The 19,871-nt window shown below is 69.7% G+C and carries 17 protein-coding genes; 10 read left to right on the top strand and 7 right to left on the bottom strand.

Annotated features, from left to right (window positions below; genetic code table 11):
* Positions 1-4: 4 nt before the first annotated feature.
* Entirely contained in the window at positions 5-1,222 is a 1,218-nt protein-coding gene (locus ACGFY5_RS36025; protein ID WP_392727462.1) for an anion permease, read from the bottom strand.
* A gap of 233 nt (positions 1,223-1,455) precedes the next feature.
* A complete protein-coding gene (locus ACGFY5_RS36020) occupies positions 1,456-3,093 on the bottom strand; it encodes an MDR family MFS transporter (RefSeq protein ID WP_392727460.1) in 1,638 nt (545 codons plus the stop codon).
* Between the two features lie 108 nt (positions 3,094-3,201).
* On the opposite strand from ACGFY5_RS36020, the gene ACGFY5_RS36015 reads away from it, so the two are divergent.
* Positions 3,202-3,789, top strand: a complete 588-nt coding sequence (locus tag ACGFY5_RS36015) for a TetR/AcrR family transcriptional regulator (protein WP_392727458.1) — start codon at positions 3,202-3,204, stop codon at positions 3,787-3,789.
* A gap of 74 nt (positions 3,790-3,863) precedes the next feature.
* Complete coding sequence (locus ACGFY5_RS36010) at positions 3,864-5,282, top strand: MFS transporter (protein WP_392727455.1); 1,419 nt, start codon at positions 3,864-3,866, stop codon at positions 5,280-5,282.
* A 340-nt stretch (positions 5,283-5,622) separates the two neighbouring features.
* On the opposite strand, the gene ACGFY5_RS36005 is transcribed toward ACGFY5_RS36010, so the two are convergent.
* The 5 genes from ACGFY5_RS36005 to ACGFY5_RS35985 are packed head-to-tail and all read right to left on the bottom strand — an operon-like array spanning position 5,623 to position 9,514.
* Positions 5,623-5,766 carry a hypothetical protein gene (locus ACGFY5_RS36005; protein WP_392727453.1) on the bottom strand — a complete coding sequence of 48 codons (144 nt, stop codon included), beginning with the start codon at positions 5,764-5,766 and terminating at the stop codon, positions 5,623-5,625.
* Positions 5,767-5,807: 41 nt separating this feature from the next.
* On the bottom strand, positions 5,808-6,968 hold the full coding sequence (locus ACGFY5_RS36000) for a sulfotransferase family protein (RefSeq protein ID WP_392727852.1): 1,161 nt from the start codon (positions 6,966-6,968) through the stop codon (positions 5,808-5,810).
* On the bottom strand, positions 6,965-7,831 hold the full coding sequence (locus tag ACGFY5_RS35995; RefSeq protein WP_392727450.1) for an SDR family oxidoreductase: 867 nt from the start codon (positions 7,829-7,831) through the stop codon (positions 6,965-6,967). Before ACGFY5_RS35995 ends, ACGFY5_RS36000 begins: the two co-directional genes overlap by 4 nt.
* A complete protein-coding gene (locus ACGFY5_RS35990; RefSeq protein WP_392727448.1) occupies positions 7,828-8,991 on the bottom strand; it encodes a hypothetical protein in 1,164 nt (387 codons plus the stop codon). The genes ACGFY5_RS35995 and ACGFY5_RS35990 overlap by 4 nt, the downstream gene beginning before the upstream one ends.
* Positions 8,992-9,016: 25 nt before the next feature.
* A complete protein-coding gene (locus ACGFY5_RS35985; protein ID WP_392727446.1) occupies positions 9,017-9,514 on the bottom strand; it encodes a nuclear transport factor 2 family protein in 498 nt (165 codons plus the stop codon).
* A gap of 58 nt (positions 9,515-9,572) precedes the next feature.
* Here ACGFY5_RS35985 and cysD point away from each other — a divergent pair, with 58 nt between their 5' ends.
* From cysD to ACGFY5_RS35945, 8 genes are all read left to right on the top strand, one after another.
* On the top strand, positions 9,573-10,484 hold the full coding sequence (gene cysD, locus ACGFY5_RS35980) for a sulfate adenylyltransferase subunit CysD (RefSeq protein WP_392727443.1): 912 nt from the start codon (positions 9,573-9,575) through the stop codon (positions 10,482-10,484).
* Positions 10,485-12,287, top strand: a complete 1,803-nt coding sequence (gene cysC, locus ACGFY5_RS35975; RefSeq protein ID WP_392727441.1) for an adenylyl-sulfate kinase — start codon at positions 10,485-10,487, stop codon at positions 12,285-12,287.
* A 341-nt stretch (positions 12,288-12,628) separates the two neighbouring features.
* Positions 12,629-12,787 (top strand): hypothetical protein, encoded by a 159-nt coding sequence (locus tag ACGFY5_RS35970; protein ID WP_392727439.1) that lies wholly within the window; start codon positions 12,629-12,631, stop codon positions 12,785-12,787.
* A 165-nt stretch (positions 12,788-12,952) separates the two neighbouring features.
* On the top strand, positions 12,953-13,156 hold the full coding sequence (locus ACGFY5_RS35965) for a hypothetical protein (protein ID WP_392727436.1): 204 nt from the start codon (positions 12,953-12,955) through the stop codon (positions 13,154-13,156).
* Positions 13,157-13,440: 284 nt separating this feature from the next.
* Positions 13,441-14,766 carry an MFS transporter gene (locus tag ACGFY5_RS35960; RefSeq protein WP_392727434.1) on the top strand — a complete coding sequence of 442 codons (1,326 nt, stop codon included), beginning with the start codon at positions 13,441-13,443 and terminating at the stop codon, positions 14,764-14,766.
* A gap of 169 nt (positions 14,767-14,935) precedes the next feature.
* Entirely contained in the window at positions 14,936-16,162 is a 1,227-nt protein-coding gene (gene frc, locus ACGFY5_RS35955; protein WP_392727432.1) for a formyl-CoA transferase, read from the top strand.
* Positions 16,163-16,176: 14 nt separating this feature from the next.
* Positions 16,177-18,348: an acetate--CoA ligase family protein gene (locus ACGFY5_RS35950; protein WP_392727430.1), complete on the top strand. Its 2,172-nt coding sequence runs from the start codon at positions 16,177-16,179 to the stop codon at positions 18,346-18,348.
* Between the two features lie 87 nt (positions 18,349-18,435).
* Entirely contained in the window at positions 18,436-19,812 is a 1,377-nt protein-coding gene (locus ACGFY5_RS35945) for an OFA family MFS transporter (protein WP_392727850.1), read from the top strand.
* Positions 19,813-19,871 lie beyond the last annotated feature (59 nt).

The following is a 19,871-nucleotide window of genomic DNA, read 5'->3' as shown; positions in this document are numbered from 1 at the left end:
CGGATCAGACGGTCTCGGGGGTGCGGTCGCCCTGCGGGGCGCCTTCCCACTCGTCGTTGACGTTGCCCGCGTGCACCGGCTTCTGCCGCGACCGGTAGTACATGTAGCCGGCCGCCGCGAGGAGCAGCAGGAAGACCACGATCGCGCCGAACAGGCCGCCACCGAGGAGGTCACCGACGTACCAGAGCAGCGCACCGACGATCGCGGCGCTGGGGAGCGTGATGACCCACGCGGCGACCATGCGGCCGGCGACCCGCCAGCGGACCTCCGCGCCGCGCTTGCCGATGCCGGTGCCGAGGATCGACCCGGTGGCCACGTGCGTGGTGGACAGCGCGAAGCCGAGGTGGCTCGAGGTCAGGATGACTGCGGCCGAGGCGGACTCGGCGGCCATGCCCTGCGGGGGAGCGATCTCGACCAGGCCCTTGCCGAGCGTGCGGATGATCCGCCAGCCACCGAGGTAGGTGCCGAGGGCGATCGCGAGAGCACAGCAGGCCTTCACCCAGAACGGGATGCTCTCGGTGTCGGTCCAGTGCCCGCTGGCGATCAGCGCGAGCGTGATGACGCCCATCGTCTTCTGCGCGTCGTTGGTGCCGTGCGCGAGCGAGACCAGCGAGGCCGAGCCGATCTGGCCCCAGCGGAAGCCGGTGTTCGTGTAGCGCTCGGCAACGCCGCGCACGACCGCGTAGATCAGCCACGTTCCGGCCGCGGCGATCACGCACGCGATCACCGGGGACAACAGCGCAGGCAAGATCACTTTGCCGACGACGCCGTCGAGCTTGCTGCCGTCGCCGTTCCAGTTGACGCCGCTGAAGCCCAGGCCCGCGATCGTGGCGCCGACCAGACCGCCGAAGAGCGCGTGCGACGAGCTGGACGGCAGACCGAGCAGCCACGTCAGCAGGTTCCAGATGATGCCACCGGCGAGTCCGGCGAGCACGATGAACAGGAGCGCTTGGCCGCCGTCAGCGGTGAGCGCCTCCTTGGGTGATCCGTCCTTCTCCTGGATCTTGACTACAGCGTTCGTGACCGTGAGGGCGACCTCGACGGACAGGAACGCACCGATGAGGTTGAGGATCCCGGATAAGGCGACTGCAGTCTTCGGCTGCAGCGCCTTCGTGGCGATGGACGTGGCCATCGCGTTCGCGGTGTCGTGGAACCCGTTGGTGAAGTCGAACGCCAGCGCGGTAATCACGACCAGCACAAGAATTACCGTTGCAGCTGTCACGGGACCAGATTGCGCCCGCCAACCAAGCCGCAAAAGTGCCGAAGGCGAAGTCCGCGAAGTGTTTGCCTGCGGTTCACCTGTGACCGGGAACCCGCATGGAAACAGCTGTTTGCCCACTGGCAACCGCTGGTCAAACGCAGAATCGCCAGTTCACCTGCTGTTCCATTAAGGACCGAAAGTGACCGCACGGTCACGGGCTCCGCGCCTCCCGCGCGGAGCCCGTGACCGCGTCCTCAGCGGCGGATACCTTCGGTGCGGTCGCCGTCCTCGACGCCCACTCCGCCGGCCACCTCGGTGAGCGCGGTGGCCTCCTCGGGGTCCTTGTCGGCCTTTGCCATGTCGACGGTCGTGCGCAGCTCGACCTTCGGCAGGGCCACCGCGGCGAGCACACCCACGACCGCGATCGCGGCGGCGATCAGGAAGATGTGGCCGGTGGCGTCGCCGTAGGCCGCGCGCACGATCTCCTGGAACGCCGGCGGGAGCGCCTTGAGGTCCAGCGTGCTGGTGTCGCCGCCGGCGCTCGGGGACACCCCGGCCGCCCGCAAGTGGTCGGTGATGTCGGCGGTGACCTTGTTGGCGAGCACCGCGCCGAGCACCGACACGCCGATCGTGCCGCCGAGCGAGCGGAAGAACGTGATCGCGCCGCTGGCCGCGCCGAGGTCCGAGAGCGCGACGGTGTTCTGCACGACCAGCACCAGGTTCTGCATCGACATGCCGACGCCGGTGCCGACCAGGAACATGCCCACGCCGACGATGACCAGGTTCGTCTCGTGGTCGATCGTCCCCAGAATGCCGAACCCGGCGACCAGCACGACAGTGCCCGCGATGATGTACGGCTTGATCTTGCCGGTCGCGGTGATCAGCCGACCGGAGATCGTCGACGAGAGAAGGACGCCGGCCATCATCGGGATCGTCAGCAGACCCGCCTCGGTCGGGCTGTAACCGCGACCGATCTGGAAGTACTGACCGAGGAACACCGCGCCGCCGAACATCGCCATGCCGACCGAGAGGCTGGCGACGATCGCCAGCGCGGGCGTGCGCTGGGTGATGACGCGCAGCGGGACGACCGGTTCGGAGACCCGGCTCTCGACCCAGGTGGCGAACGCCAGCACGATCACACCCGCGCCGACCATCACCGCGGTCTGCCAGGACACCCAGTCGAACGAGCTGCCGACGAACGTCACCCAGATCAACAGGATGCTGACGCCACCGGCGATCAGGAACGCGCCCGGGTAGTCGATCGAGACGCCTTCGCGCTTCACGACCGCGAGGTGCAGCGTCCGCTGCAGGACGATCAGCGCGACGATCGCGATCGGCACACCGATGAAGAAGCACCAGCGCCAGCCGAGCCAGTCGGTGTCGACGATCAGGCCGCCGAGCAGCGGACCGCCGACCGTGGCCAGCGCCATGACGCCGCCGAGGTAGCCGTTGTAGCGGCCCCGCTCGCGGGGCGGGATCATCGCGGCCATCACGACCTGCACCAGCGCCTGCAGGCCGCCCATGCCGAGGCCCTGGAAGGCGCGGGCGGCGATCAGCTCGCCGGCGTTCTGGGCGAAGCCGCAGATGATCGAGCCGACCAGGAAGATCCCGATCGCGATCTGCACGAGCAGTTTCTTGCTGAAGAGGTCGGCGAGCTTGCCCCAGATCGGGGTGGTCGCGGTGGCCGCGAGCAGCGAAGCGGTGACGACCCACGTGTACTGGCTCTGCGTGCCGTCCAGCGCGCCGATGATCGTCGGCAGGGCCGTGGAGACCACGGTGGCGCTGGTCATCGCGACGAAGAGCACCAGCAGGAGGCCGGATAGCGCCTCCAGCGTCTGCCGGTGGGTCATGGCCTCGCCGGGTGCGGGTGGTGATGCGGTCTGCGCGGTCATCGGCGCGCGTCCTCCGAGATTGATTGACTGATGCAACCACACATTACTGCCCGGTGTGCAAGTTTGCACATCGGGAAACCAGCTGCGGAAAACGGTACGCTGACCAGCGTGAATGGATTGCGCGAGCGCAAGAAGACGGCTGCGCGCCAAGCGTTGCACGAGGCCGCCGTTCGGCTCGCGCTGGAACACGGACTGGACCGCGTGACGACCGAGGCGATCGCGGACGCGGCCGACCTCTCGCGGCGCACGTTCTCCAACTACTTCCCGAGCAAGGAAGACGCGATCCTGCACGGCGACGTCGAGCGCCTGCGGGCCTGGCTCGACGCGCTGCGCGAGCGACCGGCGGGCGAGCCGCCGTGGCGGGCGTTGCGGGAGAGCCTGCGCGCGCTGTACGGGCAGTGGGCCGACCCGGATTTGGCGCGCGCCACCGCGATGCGGGCGCTGCGCCAGCACCCCTCGCTCGTCGCCCGGCAGTCGGCGATCTACGGCGCGTTCGAGCGTGACGTCGCCCGGGTGCTGCAGGAACGGTCCGGTGCGGACGCTCCGGAGGTGCGTCGCGCCACCCGGGTGCTGGCTGCCGCGTTCTTGACGGGCCTCCGCGTCGCGACCGCCCTGTGGATTGAGGAACCCGAGGTCCGCGCGCTGATCCCCACGATCGACGAGGTGCTCGACCAGCTCGGCAACTCTTTCCGGTAAGCCTTTCGGTAACCCCGGGGCGCGTGTTACCGTGCTGTTGCTTTCAACAACCAAAGCAGTGGGGGACGCGCGCGGTGGTCGACGAGATGCTGCGGGCGCCATCCCCGCCGGACGCCCTCGCCACCCCCCGGTTCATCGTTCCGGTGCTGGCCAGCGGCGGCCTCGTCGCCGCGATCATGCAGACGATCGTCGTGCCGCTCATCCCGAGCCTGCCGACGCTGTTGAACGCCGCACCCGACGACGCGGCCTGGGTGCTCACCGCGACGCTGCTCGCCGGTGCCGTCGCCACTCCGGTCGCCGGCCGGCTGGGCGACATGTTCGGCAAGCGACGCATGATGATGGTCTCACTTGGCCTGCTCGTCGTCGGTGCCGTGTGCTCCGCGCTGAGCGGCTCGCTCGCGCTGATGGTCGTCGGCCGGGTGCTCCAGGGCGCCGGTGCGGGCGCGATCCCGCTCGGCATCAGCCTGATGAAGGACATCCTGCCCGCTGACCGCCAGGGTTCGGCGATCGCTTTCATGAGTTCGACGATGGGCACCGGCGCGGCGATCGGGTTGCCGGCGTCCGCACTGGTCGCCGAGCACGCCGACTGGCACTTGCTGTTCTGGGGAGCCGGAGCGGTCGGCCTGCTGGCGCTGCTGGCGGTCGCGGCCGTCGTGCCCGAGTCGGGGCTGCGCAGTGGCGGCCGGTTCGACGGGGTCGGCGCAATCGGACTCGCGGTGTGGCTGGCGGCCCTGCTGCTCGTCATCTCGAAGGGCAACGCGTGGGGTTGGACCAGCCCCGCCGTGCTGAGCCTCGCGGGTGTCTTCGTGGTGGTCGTGCCGCTGTGGACGGTGTTCGAGCTGCGGCGGAGGTCGCCGCTCGTCGATCTGCGGACGACAGTGCGGCGGCCGGTGCTGGTCACGAACTGCGCGTCGGTGCTGATCGGGTTCGCGATGTACGGCAGCGTGATGATCCTGCCGCAGCTGCTGCAGGCGCCGCGGAGCACTGGATTCGGGCTCGGTCAGACGATGCTCGCGGCTGGGCTGTGCATGGCGCCGAGCGGCATCGTGATGCTGTTCGCGTCGCCGCTCTCCGCGCGGCTCACGGCGGCGCGCGGGGCGCGGACCACGCTGATGGTCGGCGCCACCGTGCTCGGGTCCGCGTTCGCGGCCGCGACGTTCCTCATGCACGCGGTCTGGCAGATCGTGCTGATCGCGACGTTCACCGGCCTCGGCATCGCGCTCGCGTACGCCGCCATGCCGACGCTGATCATGCGGAACGTCCCGGTGGGAGAGACCGCAGCGGCGAACGGGCTCAACACGCTGATGCGCTCGCTGGGGACGTCGCTGTCCAGCGCCATCATGGCGGTGCTCCTCGCCGACGCGTTCGTCACCTCCGGCGGCGGGATGCTGCCGACCGGGCTCGGCGCATTCCGGCTCGCCTACACGGTCGCGGCGGCCGCCGCGTTAAGCGGCGCCCTGCTCTGCCTGCTGCTGCCCCGCGAGCGCGCTTGAGCCCGGGATCGTTCAACCCACTGGTGTGAAGCCTCGCTCGTGCCGTCGAGCCTCCAGCGGTCAGCCGCCCGCCCGGCCGCCCTGACGACCGAGACCCTGTCGCCCTCGATCGTCACTACCGGACGTTCGCCGGTCGTGCGGAAGACGTCCAGGACGAGCGCCGGGCCGGGGAACTGGGTGGTGCCCGGTGCGCCGACGAAGCCGACCACCGCGTAGTACGTGTCGTCGTACAGCCAGGTGCGCACGCGCGGGTCGCCTGACCACCGCTACGGACGGCGACGCGACGCGACGCGACGCGGTGCGGCGCGGCCGGAGGCGGCTCGGGCGGGTTCCCGTGCGGTCACCGCTCGCGCACGATGTTGCGCGCGGTCGCGAGCAGCCACGGCAGCGGCCGCTCGCGTGGCACGACGTCGATGCGCCGCCAGGCGACGAGAAACGTCTCGGCGACGACCTCCTCGGCGAGCGAGGTTCCGACCCGCGACACCGCGTACGCGTGGACGCGTAGTGCGCCGGGCGGGCCGAGAGTTACATCGGGTGGCTCGAAAGATAGTCGGTGAAGCGTTCGTCGACCTGCTGCGGGGTGAGGCCGAAGTCGTCGAGCGTGTACCGGTGGGCCGGCTTCCGGTCGCCGGTGCGGCTCTGTTCGTGCAGCGTGGCCATGGCGTCACGGGCGTCGGCGGTGAGGTACAGGCCGAAGTGCTCGTAGACGCGCTCCGCGGTGCCGAGCGGGTCGGCGACGAAGTCCGAATACTCGACGTCGCAGAACTGCGCCGGGTCGTACTTCGCGCGGTCGGCGCGGAACCGGTCGAGGCCGCGTGACCACAGGTCGAGCTGGTCCCGCCCGACGACGTCCCCTGTGAAGCGCGTCGACCAGCCGGTGGTCGCCGCCTGGGCCAGGCTGCACACCGACGCCATCGCGGTCCTCGGCGCGCGGTGCGTCTGGATCACCAGGGCGTCGGGATAGGCCTGAAACAGTGCGTCGAGCGCGAACAGGTGACTCGGGTTCTTCAGGACCCAGCGTTTGCCGGCGTCCGGTAGGCCGATGAGCTGCAGGTTGCGGCGGTGCCGCTGGTAGGCCGACCGCCAGTCCCGCGAAGCCAGCCACTGCGAGTACCTCGGCAGGTGCGCGAGGCACTCGAACGAGATCGACTCCATCGACTGGCGGAGCAGCTGCCAGCACTCCTCGACCTGGTCGGCCGACATGTAGTGCAGGCCCATGAACTCGGGATGCTCGACGTGGTGCGTCTCGAACGCGGCTTGGAGGCGCTGGTAGAGCGGGTCGGCGTCCCAGGTCTCGCGCGGTGGCCGGGGTTGGGGGACCTCGGTGAGCCACATCTCCAGACCCTGGTGCGCCGGGTCGGCGGTCAGCAGCCGGTGGAGTGCGGTGGTGCCGGTGCGGGGGAGCCCGGTGACGAAGATCGGTCGTTCGATCGGGTTGTCGGCGTACTCCGGGTGCTGTTTCCAGGCGGCCTCGGACAGCAGGCGGGCCACCAGCGCACCCCGGAGGAACGCGCGTTTCACCGCGTTGCCGAGCGGGGTGAGGGCGGCGTCTTCGGCGTAGGACTCGAGCAGGACGGCCAGACCCTCCTGGTAGTCGTCGTCGCCGAAGTCCGTGAGCCCGGTGATCTTCGTGGCCGAGGCGTGCAGATCCTCGACAGTGCCGACCTTCTCGCGTCCCGCCATCAGTGGTGCCACTCGCCGCAGTTGACGTCGAGGCACTGGCCGGTGATGCCGCTGGCCATCGGGGAGGCCAGGAACACCGCCGCGTCGGCGATCTCGTCCGGTTCGGGGAGCCGGCGCAGGTCGAGGTCGGCTGCGGTCTCGTCGTAGACGTCCTGCGACGTCACGCCGCGTTCCTCGGCGAGGTAGTTGAAGTACCACTTGAGGTTGTCGGCCCAGATGTAGCCGGGGGCGACGGAGTTGACCCGCACTCCCCGAGGGCCGACCTCGGTGGCCAGGTTCTGCGCGAGGGCGAGCAGGGCCGCTTTGGCCATCTTGTAGGGGCCGAACGTCAGGCGGGAGTGACGCAGCACCGCGGAGTTGATGAAGACGACCGCGCCCGCGCTGTCCTGCAGCGCTGGGAGGAACCGCCGGGTGAGCGCGAGCGCGGCCAGCACATTGGTCTCGAAGCCGCGCCGGATGCCGTCCGGGTCGACGTCGAGCAGATTCTCCAGGGGTGGGATGGCGAACGCGTTGTTGATCAGTGCGTCGACGCGGCCGAAGGCGGTGAGGGCGCCCTCGGCGAGCGCCTCGACGTCGTCGTCCCTGCGGATGTCGGTGCGGAAGGTGACAGCGCGGCGGCCGAGCGCCGTGACCTCCTTCGCCACCTCGGCCAGCCGTGCCTCGGTGCGCGCAGCCAGCACGACGTCCGCCCCGGCCGCCGCGGCCCGAACCGCAATGGACCTTCCCAGCCCTGGCCCGACCCCGGACACGACGACGACTTTGTCGCGCAGCAACTCGTTACCCGGCCGCGACCCCGCGGCCGCCGCGTTGCCGGCCGCCCCGCCGTCGGCCGCCGCATCTCCGGTGGCGGAGAGGGGCGCGCTCATCCGAGCATCCGGTTGTTCACAGCCGCCTGGCGGACGGCGATCCGGGCAGCCCATGCCTCGGGCGTGATCCGCTGGTCCTCGTAGAACGGCACGCGCTCCGGCAGCTCGGAGAAGGGCACCAGTTCGACGGTGGGGCCGTCGGCGGGGGTCATCTCGCGCGCCACCCGCTGCCAGCGGAGCTGCACGAACCCCCGATCGTGCCCCGTGCGCTCGATCCAGTTCGTCAGCCCGGGATTCTGCTCGCTGATCACGAACCGGATCAGCCCGTCCGGGTCCACGGCAGCCTGGTCAGCGGTGAGGCTCGTCTGGTGGTTCTGGTAGTCCAGCGAGATGTACCAGCGGCTCCCCAACTGCAGGCCCTGATACGGCGCATCCGACTTCGGCACGGTCACCACCATCGCGACGTCGTCGGGCAGCTCGTAGTGACCGACCGACGAGTACTGCGTGGACAACCCCCCAGGCGTCAGGCGAGGCGCGGTCAGCGTGTTCACCGGCAACTGCAGATAGAACCACTCGGGAAACTGCAGCCACGTCCGTAACCGCGACAGCAGCATCTTCCCGGCCACCGAATAGCGCTTCTGCAGCTGCGCCGCGGTCGGCAACGGAGGCGCCCCACCTGCGGTGTCGACCCGGTGGATCCGGATCTCGCCACGCTTCTCGGTCGCCCAGTCGCTGTAGACCTCACGCACCGCGAGCATCGTCGCGGCGGGCGCCAGCGTCACGTAGTTGCGCGCCGCCGGGCCGGGCCCGAACCGCACCTCGAACGTGCCGTCCGGAGCCACGTCGATCGACCGGTCGTCGAACGCGGACGGGCTGTCGGGCACCTCGGCCGCCGAGTAGTCCCCGGAGAGCACCTGGAAACTCAGGTCCCGCGTGGTGCCGCGCCGCCCGGTGACCACGTACTCCGCCTCGGGCCGCAGGTGCGCGTTGAAGTACAGCGTGTCGGGGTTGTCGAGCGCCATCTTCGTGTACGGCCCGGTGGACTGCGTGAAGAACGGGAACTCGCGCTCGTACGCCCAGGCCATGTGCAGCGAGGCTTTGATGCTGCCGGCGAGGTAGTCGTACCCCTCGAGCAGATCCTGCTCGGTTTTCACGTGCGGTGCGTCGGCGATGATCTTCTCGGCTTCGACGATGGCGTCCGCGAACGGTTGCGTGAACACCGTTGCACCGTAGAACCGGTTCTCATTATCGGTCAACGCTTGCCCACCGATTCGACGTGAGCCGGAACTTCGGGAGATCGTCGAGGGAGAGCGTCGCCTCGTACGTGCGGTCGTAGCCGGTGCGGCTGATCCGCCAGGTGCCGTCGCTGTCACGGGCGTATTCGTCCTCGTAGAACGCCGCGCCCTGGATCACGACCCGGTACTCCGTCGCGATGATCAGGTCGGTGAACGCCCACCGCCCGGTCGCGGTATCCCCGTTCACCGCGATCTCCGGCTGGCCCGCCGCGTGAACGCTGATCAGACCCGGCCCCAGGTTCTCCCGCATGAACGTGACGATCGCGATTCGGCCGGTCAGCAGTAACCGGTTGCCCATCGCGGGGGTGCCGTAGTCGGCGACCGCGTCCGCGGTCAGCGTGTCGGCTAGGTCGTCCCACGCCTTCTGGTCGACGCTGCGCAGGTAGCGGTACTTCAGCTGGCGGATGTCCTCCAGCGTGAGCAGGTGGTCCAGCGTGCGGCTCTCCATGTCGCACAGCCTCCCGCTTCCTGGCTTCACGCACAAGAACCTGTTCTAATTCGGAGCCATGACGGTGTCCTACGAGATGACCCACCTGCAGGCGTTGGAGGCCGAAGCGGTCCACATCGTTCGCGAGGTCGCGGCGACGTTCGAGCGGCCCGTGCTGCTGTTCTCCGGCGGCAAGGATTCCGTCGTGATGCTGCACCTGGCCGTGAAAGCGTTCTGGCCCGCGCCGCTGCCGTTCGGCGTGCTGCACGTCGATACCGGCCACAACTTCGACGAGGTGCTCGCCTTCCGCGACGAGAGCGTCCGCCGGCTCGGCGTCCGCCTCATCGTCGGCAACGTCCAGGACGACATCGACGCCGGTCGCGTCGTCGAGGAGACCGGCCCGGGGGCCAGCCGCAACCGCCTCCAGACGACTACCTTGCTGCGGACGATCGGCGAGCACCGTTTCGACGCGGTGTTCGGAGGCGCCCGGCGCGACGAGGAGAAGGCGCGCGCCAAGGAGCGGGTGTTCAGCTTCCGCGACAGGCACGGCCAGTGGGATCCGCGCGGCCAGCGCCCCGAGCTCTGGAACCTCTACAACGCACACCACCGGCAGGGTGAGCACATCCGGGTGTTCCCACTGTCGAACTGGACGGAGCTCGACATCTGGCGTTACATCCGCGACGAGCACATCGAGCTGCCGTCGCTCTACTACGCCCACCGGCGTCCGGTGGTCGCGCGTGACGGCATGCTGCTCGCCTCCACCCGGCACCTGGTCCTGCGCGACGGCGAAGAGCCGGTGGACGCGCTGGTGCGCTTCCGCACCGTCGGCGACGCGACCTGCACCGGCTGCGTCGAGTCGAGTGCGGCCACCCCCGACGAGGTGGTCACCGAGATCGCGGCCACCCGCGTCACCGAGCGCGGAGCCACCCGCGCCGACGACCGGATCTCCGCCGCCGGCATGGAGGACCGCAAGCGGGAGGGGTACTTCTAGATGAGGTCTTTGCGTGTCGCCACCGCCGGATCGGTCGACGACGGCAAGTCGACGCTGGTCGGGCGCCTGCTCTACGACTCCAAAACCACGTTCACCGACCAGATCGAGGCGGTCGAGCAGGCCAGCCGTGACCGCGGCGAGGAACTCAACCTCGCGCTGCTCACGGACGGCCTGCGCGCCGAACGGGAACAGGGCATCACGATCGACGTCGCCTATCGGTACTTCGCGACGCCGAAGCGCTCGTTCGTCATCGCCGACACCCCCGGGCACATCCAGTACACCCGGAACATGGTCACCGGCGCGTCCACGGCCGATCTGGCGCTGATCCTGGTCGACGCCGTGAACGGGCTCACCGAACAGTCGCGGCGGCACGCGTTCCTCGCCAGCCTGCTGGGCGTCCCGCACGTGGTGCTGTGCGTGAACAAGATGGACCTGGTGGGGTGGTCCGCCGAGCGGTTCGAGGAGATCAGCGCCGACTTCACGAATTTCGCGGCCCGGCTCGAGGTGCACGACCTGAGCGTCGTGCCGGTCTCCGCGCTGCACGGCGACAACGTCGTCCACCGTGGCGCGAACATGCCCTGGTACGAGGGGTTGCCGCTGCTCCACCACCTGGAGCAGGTGCACGTGGCCTCCGACCGCAACCTCATCGACGCCCGGTTCCCCGTGCAGTACGTGGTGCGCTCCCCGGGCTTCCGCGGTTACGCGGGAACGCTCGGCGGCGGCGTGCTGCGTCCGGGCGACGAGATCGTGGCGCTGCCGAGCGGGTTCTCGACCACGGTGCGGGCGCTGTGGGGGCCCGGTGGCGTCCGGCTGGAGGAAGCGTTCGCACCGCAGGCGGTCACCGTGCAGCTCGCCGACGACCTCGACGTCGGCCGCGGTGACCTGCTGTGCCGGCCGGGGAACCGGCCGCACGTCGGCACTGAGGTGGACGCGCTGGTCTGCTGGTTCTCCGAGCGGAGCGCGCTGACCGTCGGTGGGCGGTACGTGCTGCGGCACACCACCCGGGAGACGCGGGCGACGATCGGGGCGCTGGAGTACCAGCTGGACGTCAACACGCTGCACCGCGACCCGGACGCCACCGAGCTGCGGCTCAACCAGATCGGCCGGGTGCGCCTCGCCACCCAGCAGCCACTCACCTACGACCCCTACCGCCGCAACCGCGCGACCGGCGGGTTCATCCTGGTCGACGAGGTCACGAACGAGACGGTCGCGGCCGGCATGATCACCGGGCCCGCGGTCGCGTCGTCCTCCGTGCGCTGGCACTCGTCGGGCGTGACCCGTGACGACCGGGCCACGCGCGGTGCGACGTTCTGGCTGACCGGGCTCCCGGCGTCGGGCAAGTCGTCGGTGGCGGTGGAGCTCGAGCGACGGCTGGTCGCGGCGGGACACCCCGCGTACCTGCTCGACGGGGACAACCTGCGGCACGGGCTCAACGCGGACCTGGGCTTTTCGCCCGCCGACCGGGCCGAGAACGTGCGCCGCGTCGGCGAGGTCGCGAAGCTGTTCGCGGACGCCGGCACCGTCGCCGTCGTGTCGCTGGTCAGCCCGTACCGCGCGGACCGGGACGCGGTGCGCGCCGCGCACCACGCCGCCGGCCTGCCGTTCCACGAGGTGTTCGTGGACACGCCGGTCGAGGTGTGCGCCGCGCGCGACCCGAAGGGCCTGTACGCGCGCGGCGAGCCCGGCCTGACCGGCGTGGACGCCCCCTACGAAGCGCCGCTCTCACCCGACGCCGTACTCCGCCCGTCCGACGGCGACCCGGCGACGATGGCCGCGTCGCTCGTCGAACTGCTCCAGGGCTGACCGCCGACCAGGGTGGTTCGGACTTCCTGGAGGAGTTGCTGGTGGGTGATACGGCCGGGGGCGAGGAGGGCTGCGGGCGTCGGCGCACCCGGTCGTAGACCGTGCACTCGACGCCGTGGGCGGTCGCGACCAGCCCGCCCTCGCCGGTGACGGATCGCGCGCCGGTGGGGACGCCGATCACCTTCTTCATCGTCTCGAGCCCGGCGATCGGGACCGGGGCCGCGTCCTCGTACCGCCACCCGTGCTGACGCGCGAGGCTCTGCCGGCCGCCCAGCCGCCGCGGTGCGGGCATCCGCCGCCAGATCGCACGCCAGCCGGCCACGACGGCTGCCTCCAGCGCGATGACGGCCGTCGTCACGACGATCCAGTTCACCTCGAGCCGCTTGTTCGCCTCGATGATGACGATCAGACCGACGATGCCGAAGAACACCGCGGCCGGCACCTTCAGCTTCGGGAAGAAGAACGCCAGCCCGGTCGCGATCAGCGCGACCACGCAGTAGCTCGCCGCGAGCGCGAAGCCGATCGGCAACCCCGACGAGGTAGAACGGGAAACTCAGGAACAGACCACCGGGGACGCCCAGCACGGCGCACACGACGGCGATCCGCTTGTTGACCTTCTGCTCCTCGGGCAGGGGCGTGTCGGCCACGGAGAAGTCGACCGGCCGGTGCAGCTCGGCGAGGGCCGCGATGATCCGGTCGCGGTAGCTCTCGGCCTCAGCCGCGAACTGCAGCTTCGCTTCCCGGCCGTCGAGGATGTGACGCGCGCGAGCCACGCCAGGGCCCAGGCGACGCCGAACAGGATCGCGGCGACGATCAGGAACCCGAGGCAGGCCAGGACCGGGTTGGTTCCCTTGACGCCGATCTCGTAGTGGCCGAGGTTGCGGTTCGCGGCTAGAGCCCGCACGCGCTCCGGCGGAGCGGTTCGCCGGGGCGGAGGTGGCTTCCGTGGGCGGATTCTCCGGATTCATCCCCGTATTCCCATCGTCGACGACGAAGTCCCGCGCGGTGTTAGAGACGCAGCGCAAGCACGATCGGCACGGACAGCGACAGATCTGCAATGGACTGGGTCACACTCGACCCTGGACAGACCGCCTGCGGATGCGTCAGACTCGTTCGCGGCATACTGCATACAGTATGGCTAGGAGGTTCCGCGATGAGCTTCACCCTCGTTTCCGACTTCCACGGCCGGCAGTACCGGGTGGGGGAGAACGCCACCGAACTGATCGGCCGGTCCCGTGCGTGGATGCTGCGCGCACCGTGGCTCGCGATGGCCGCGGCCGGGTTGCTGCAGTACGGCCTGGCGGCGACGCTGCCCTCGCTGGCCCGCACGAACGGCTGGAGCAGCACCGAGGCGCTGTGCGTGCTCGGGTTGTGGGTCGCATGTCAGGCCGGGGTCGCAGCGCCGGCCACCTGGTTGTTCCGCCGGTTCGGTGGCCGTCTGTTGGCTCTCGCCGCGGTGCTGTGCGGGGTCGGGCTCGCTACGCCCGCCCACACCGGGAGGCTGGCGGTCGTGCTGCTGGGCTACTCGGTGCTCGGTGGGATCGGTGCCGGGTTGGTCTACGTCGTGTGCATCGGCGTCGCGACCGAGTGGTTCCCGGAGCGGGTCGCCGGCGTCACCGGCGCGGTGAGCGGGGCGTTCGGGTACGGGGCGGTGCCGTTCGTGGTGGTCGCGTACTTCGTCGACGCACGGCCGCTGTTGTTCGATGTCGCGGCCGTGCTGGTGTTCGGTGCGGTGTTCGCGGCCGCGCTGGTGGTGCGGCGTCCGCCGGAGCACTGGTGGCCGGCGCAGATCGATCCTCGGCTCTGGGCGCTGGATCGGCGTCTCAATCGGAGCATCCCGAACAATGCGCCGGCGTTCCGGTCGTACGGGCCGGCTGACGCGTTGCGCAGTGGCATGTTGCCGTTGATGTGGGTGTTGGTCGGCGTGATCGCGGCGATGGCGCTGTTCGATCTCGGCTATCTCGCTGCCTCCGCGAGCGGAGAAGGTCACGGCGTGGGGAGTGCCGCCTCGATCGGGGTGCTCGCGCTGACCACGGGGCTGGCGCGGGTGGTCACCGGGCGGCTCTCCGATCGCCTCGGGCGTCGTCGGATGCTGACGGCTGCGCTGTTGCTCGGCGGGCTCGCGCAGTTCGGCCTGTTGGCCGGGGTCGGTGGCGACGATCCTGCCGCGGTGGTGCTGTCGGCGGCGATCGCCGGTGCGGGCACTGGCGCCGGGTACTCGCTGCTGGTCGGCCTCGTCCGCGACTGGTTCGGCGACGAGGCCACGCTCTCCAACTACGGGCTCGTCTACACCGGCAAGGCGGTCGGGGGAGTAGGAGGCCTACTCCTCGCCGCCGCCGCGCCCGCGGCCGAGCGGGTCGACACCGCAGGGGGCCTCGCGGCCTTCGCCGTGGCGGGCGCGCTGGGCTTCGCCGGCGCGCTCGCTGCCGCCCGCCTCCGCCGCCCCGGCCGCCCTCTACTCCGCCTCCCAGGCCGCTAGCGCGAAACCGGCCCGAGTCGCGGCCGCTCGGGCCGCCGCCTCGGCCCCTGACCAGCTACTTCGGACTGATTCTGGCAATCGGTGGACACCGCAGTGTGAGGTACGCCACCATACTGATCACGTCATACGGTATGCAATATGCAAGCGCCCGACGACGCAGGAGGACGCCATGAGTAAGGCGCTCGACGGAATCCGAATCCTCGACATGACGCACGTCCAATCCGGACCTTCCGCCACCCAGTTACTCGCCTGGCTCGGGGCGGACGTCATCAAGCTCGAAACCCCGGGCCGCGGCGACATCACCCGCGCCCAACTCCGCGACGTGCCCGACGTCGACAGCCTGTATTTCACGATGCTGAACTGCAACAAGCGCAGCATCACCGTGAACATGAAGTCCGACGAAGGCAAGGAGATCTTCACCAAGCTCGTCGGCGAAGCTGACGTGCTCGTGGAGAACTTCGGACCGGGCGTCGTCGACCGCTTCGGCTTCTCCTGGGAACGGCTGCAGGAACTCAACCCAGGCCTGATCTACGCCTCGATCAAGGGCTTCGGCCCCGGCCGCTACGCCGGCTTCAAGGCCTACGAGGTCGTCGCCCAGGCCATGGGCGGCTCGATGAGCACCACCGGCTACGAGGACGGCCCGCCGACCGCCACCGGCGCCCAGATCGGCGACTCCGGCACCGGCGTGCACCTCGTCGCCGGCATCCTCGCCGCGCTCTACCAGCGCACGAACACCGGCCGTGGCCAGCGTGTCCAGGTGGCGATGCAGGACGCCGTGCTCAACCTCTGCCGCGTCAAGCTGCGCGACCAGCAGCGCCTTGCTCACGGCCCGCTCGGCGAGTACCCCAACGACAACTTCGGTGACGAGGTGCCGCGCTCGGGCAACGCGTCCGGCGGTGGCCAGCCCGGCTGGGCCGTGAAGTGCGCCCCCGGCGGCCCGAACGACTACATCTACGTGATCGTGCAGCCCACCGGCTGGGCACCGATCGCGAAGCTCATCGGCCGACCGGAGCTCGCCGAGGACCCGGCGTGGAGTACCCCGAAGGCCCGCCTGGACAAGCTCGACAAGATGTTCGCGCTGATCGAGGAGTGGACCGAGAAGCACACCAAGTGGGCCGTGATGGAGGACCTCAACGCCCACGACATCCCGTGCGGCCCGATCCTGTCCACCCGTGAGCTGATCGAGGACGACACGCTCGCGCAGCTCGGGTCGGTCGTCGAGGTCGACCACCCGGAGCGGGGTGCGTTCAAGACCGTCGGCATGCCGATCAAACTCTCCGACTCACCCGTCGACGTCGAGCGGTCGCCGCTGCTCGGCGAGCACACCGACCAGGTCCTGGCCGAGCTCGGCCTGGCCGACCGCGCCGACGCGTTCCGCGCCGCCGGCGCGATCTGAGGGGACTCCACATCATGGCCGTTCAGACCGAAGCGTCGTCGACCGCCGAATCCGGCCCGACCTATGACAAGGCCGCCGTACGGCGGATCCTCGATCAGATCCGCGCCGAGGGCCGCGAGAGTCTGACCGCGCCGGAAGGCCGCGCACTGGTGGCGGCCTACGGCATTCGCACTCCCGGCGAGGGGCTCGCCACGAACCCCGAGGACGCGGTCGCCGTCGCCACGAAGATCGGCTTCCCCGTCGTCCTCAAGATCGTCTCACCGGACATCCTGCACAAGACCGAAGCCGGCGGGGTCATCGTCGGCGTGGCCGACGGCGCCGCAGCCGCGGACGCCTACCGCACGATCGTGCGCAACGCCCGCGAGTACGACGCCGACGCCCGGATCGTCGGCGTCCAGGTGCAGGAGATGCTCACCAGCGGCCACGAGGTGATCGTGGGTGCGGTCACCGACCAGACGTTCGGCAAGATCGTCGCGTTCGGGCTCGGCGGTGTACTGGTCGAGGTACTCAAGGACGTGACGTTCCGGCTGGCGCCGACGTCGCTGGAGACCGCGCGGTCGATGGTCGACGGCATCAAGGCGGCGGAGATCCTCCGGGGTGTACGCGGCGCCGAGCCGGCGGATCTGGAAGGGCTCGCCCAGCTGATCCAGCGCGTCTCCGACCTGGTCACCGACTTCCCGGAGATCTCCGAGGTCGACCTCAACCCGGTGCTGGCCACCAGCGCCAGCGTCACCGCGGTGGACGTCCGCATCCTGGTCGACGCCGACGCCGCGAGGACCCCGCACCGGTTCACCCGCGACGAGATCCTCGCCTCGATGAACCGGATCATGCGCCCCGCGTCGGTCGCGGTGATCGGGGCGTCGGCCGAGGACGGCAAGATCGGCAACTCGGTGATGAAGAACCTGGTCAACGGGGGTTACCGGGGCCGGATCCACCCGGTGAACCCGAAGACACCGGAAATCCTCGGGCTCCCCACTGCCAAGACCATCAACGACATCGAAGACGACGTCGACGTGGCGATCTTCGCGATCCCGGCGAAGTTCGTGCCGGCGGCCCTGGAGGAGGCCGGCGCCAAGGGTGTGGCGGGAGCGATCCTCATCCCGTCCGGCTTCGGCGAGACCGGCAACCAGGACCTCCAGGACGAGGTCGTCGAGATCGCCCGCAAGCACGGCGTGCGCGTCCTCGGGCCGAACATCTACGGCTACTACTACACACCCGAGCACCTCTCGGCGACGTTCTGCACGCCGTACGACGTGCAGGGTGGCGTCGCGCTCTCCTCGCAGAGCGGCGGCATCGGCATGGCGATCCTCGGGTTCAGCCGCTCGGCCCGGATGGGCGTCTCGGCGATCGTCGGCGTCGGCAACAAGGCCGACCTCGACGAGGACGACCTGTTGACGTTCTTCGAGGACGACGACAACACCTCGCTGATCGCGATGCACCTGGAGGACCTCAAGGACGGGCGGGCGTTCGCGGAGACCGCGCAGCGCGTGTCGAAGCAGAAGCCGGTGATCGTGCTGAAGGCCGGACGCACGTCCGAGGGTGCGCGGGCAGCCGGCTCGCACACCGGTGCCCTCGCCGGCGACGACGCGGTCTACGACGACATCCTGCGGGAGAGCGGCGTCATCCGGGCACCCGGGCTGAACGACATGCTCGAGTACGCCAGGGGCATCCCGCTGCTGCCCACGCCGAAGGGCGAGAACGTCGTCATCATCACCGGAGCCGGCGGTTCGGGGGTGCTGCTCTCCGACGCCTGCGTCGACAACGGCCTGTCGTTGATGCGGATCCCCGGCGACCTGGACGAGGCGTTCCGTGCGTTCATCCCGCCGTTCGGTGCGGCCGGGAACCCCGTCGACATCACCGGCGGCGAACCGCCGTCGACCTACCGCAACACGATCGCGCTGGGCCTGTCCGACCCGCGGATCCACTCGCTGATCCTCGGCTACTGGCACACGATCGTGACGCCCCCGATGACGTTCGCCGAGCTCGTCGTCGACGTCGTCGAGGAGTTCCGGGCGAAGGGGATCCACAAGCCCGTCGTGGCCTCGCTGTCCGGAGACGTCGAGGTCGAGGAAGCCAGCGAACACCTCTACCGCCACGGGATCGTGGCCTACCCCTACACGACCGAGAAGCCCGTGGCGGTTCTCGGCGCCAAGTACCGATGGGCCCGCGCAGCGGGACTGCTCTGAGCTCGACCCGAACAGTGCTTTTCAGAAACGCGGCGGTGAACGTTCCGAAACCCCTGCTCCTGGAGGTCCAGCGTGAGTACTTCCGAAATGTCCAAGCCAGACGGACAGACTGATGGGTATCGAGAAGTAAAGGACGTGAACGGCCGGGTCTTCCGGATCGGGGAAACGGATCGGCAGATCATGGGCCGCTCCCGCCGCTGGATGGTGTTCCTGCCGTGGTTCGCGATGATGGCGATCTCGTCCTCGGAGTACGCGTTCTCCTCGGCGGAGGAGACGCTGTCCGGTGCCCACGGCTGGCACGGCGCACACATCTTCTGGCTGCTCGGCGTCTGGATCTTCTTTCAGGCCGCAGTGGCGTTCCCGGTTGGTGAGCTGCGTGAACGCGGCACGCTCTCGGCACGTAACGCGATGATGGTCGGCGCGTTCGGCACGGTGCTCGGCTACCTCGCGCTGGCCTACGCGCCGAACGTCTGGATCGCCTACCTCGGGTTCGGCTTCTTCGGCGGCTGCGGCGCCGGTGCCGTGTACGCGACCTGCGTCAACATGGTCGGCAAGTGGTACCCGGAGCGCAGGGGCGGGAAGACCGGTTTCGTCAACGGCGGCTTCGCGTACGGTTCGGTGCCGTTCATCTTCCTGTTCAAGTCGTACATGGACGTCGGGAACCTGGGCTGGATCCTCACCGCGGTGGGCTTCGGGCTGGCGGCCGTCGTCGCGATCGTCGGGGTCTTCTTCGTCGACCCGCCGAAGAACTGGTGGCCGCCGCACGTCGACCCGCTGCGCGCCGCGGCCGACGACCCGCGCATCCGTCGTTCGCTGCTGAAGAACCCGCCGGCGGTCAAGCAGTACAAGCCGTCGGAGGCGATCCGGACGCCCGTCCTGCCGCTGATGTGGTTCTGCCTGCTCTGCACCGCCGGTATCAACATCTTCGGCATCGCGTTCCAGGTGCCGTTCGGTGACGAGATGGGCTTCGCCGGTGGGATCGTGGCGCTGGCGATGAGCCTCAAGGCGATCATCAACGGCACCGGGCGAGGCGTCATCGGCTGGATCTCCGACCGCTACGGGCGCCGGCAGACGCTGGTCATCGTCTGCCTGGTGCTGGGAGGCGCCCAGTACGCGGTGTACTTCTCCGGCTCGATCGGCAACATGCCGCTGTTCCTGCTGGCCTCGATGGTGTCCGGGTTCGGTGGCGGCGCGATCTTCCCGTTGTTCGCCGCGATGACCGCGGACTTCTTCGGGGAGAACAACAACGCGTCGAACTACGGGATGGTCTACAGCTCGAAGCTGGTGTCCGGCCTGGTCGGGTCCGGTCTCGGCGCTGTCGTCGTCGCGGCCTGGGGCTACGGGGGCGCGTTCATCCTGGCCGGGACGATCGGCATCGTCACGGCGTTCCTCGCGATGCTCCTGCGGCAACCCGGCCGCGACCTCCGCGCCACCAGCCAGGAGTCCCTGGCACTGTCCGCCTGACCTCGCACAGGCCCGGCCCGGGCTTCCCCGCCCGGGCCGGGACTGCGCACTCCACGCCA

The organism is Cryptosporangium sp. NPDC048952 (genome assembly GCF_043197895.1).
Taxonomy (GTDB): domain Bacteria; phylum Actinomycetota; class Actinomycetes; order Mycobacteriales; family Cryptosporangiaceae; genus Cryptosporangium.
The sequence above is the reverse complement of the archived record's forward strand: the minus strand, read 5'-3'. Positions and strand labels throughout refer to the sequence as shown.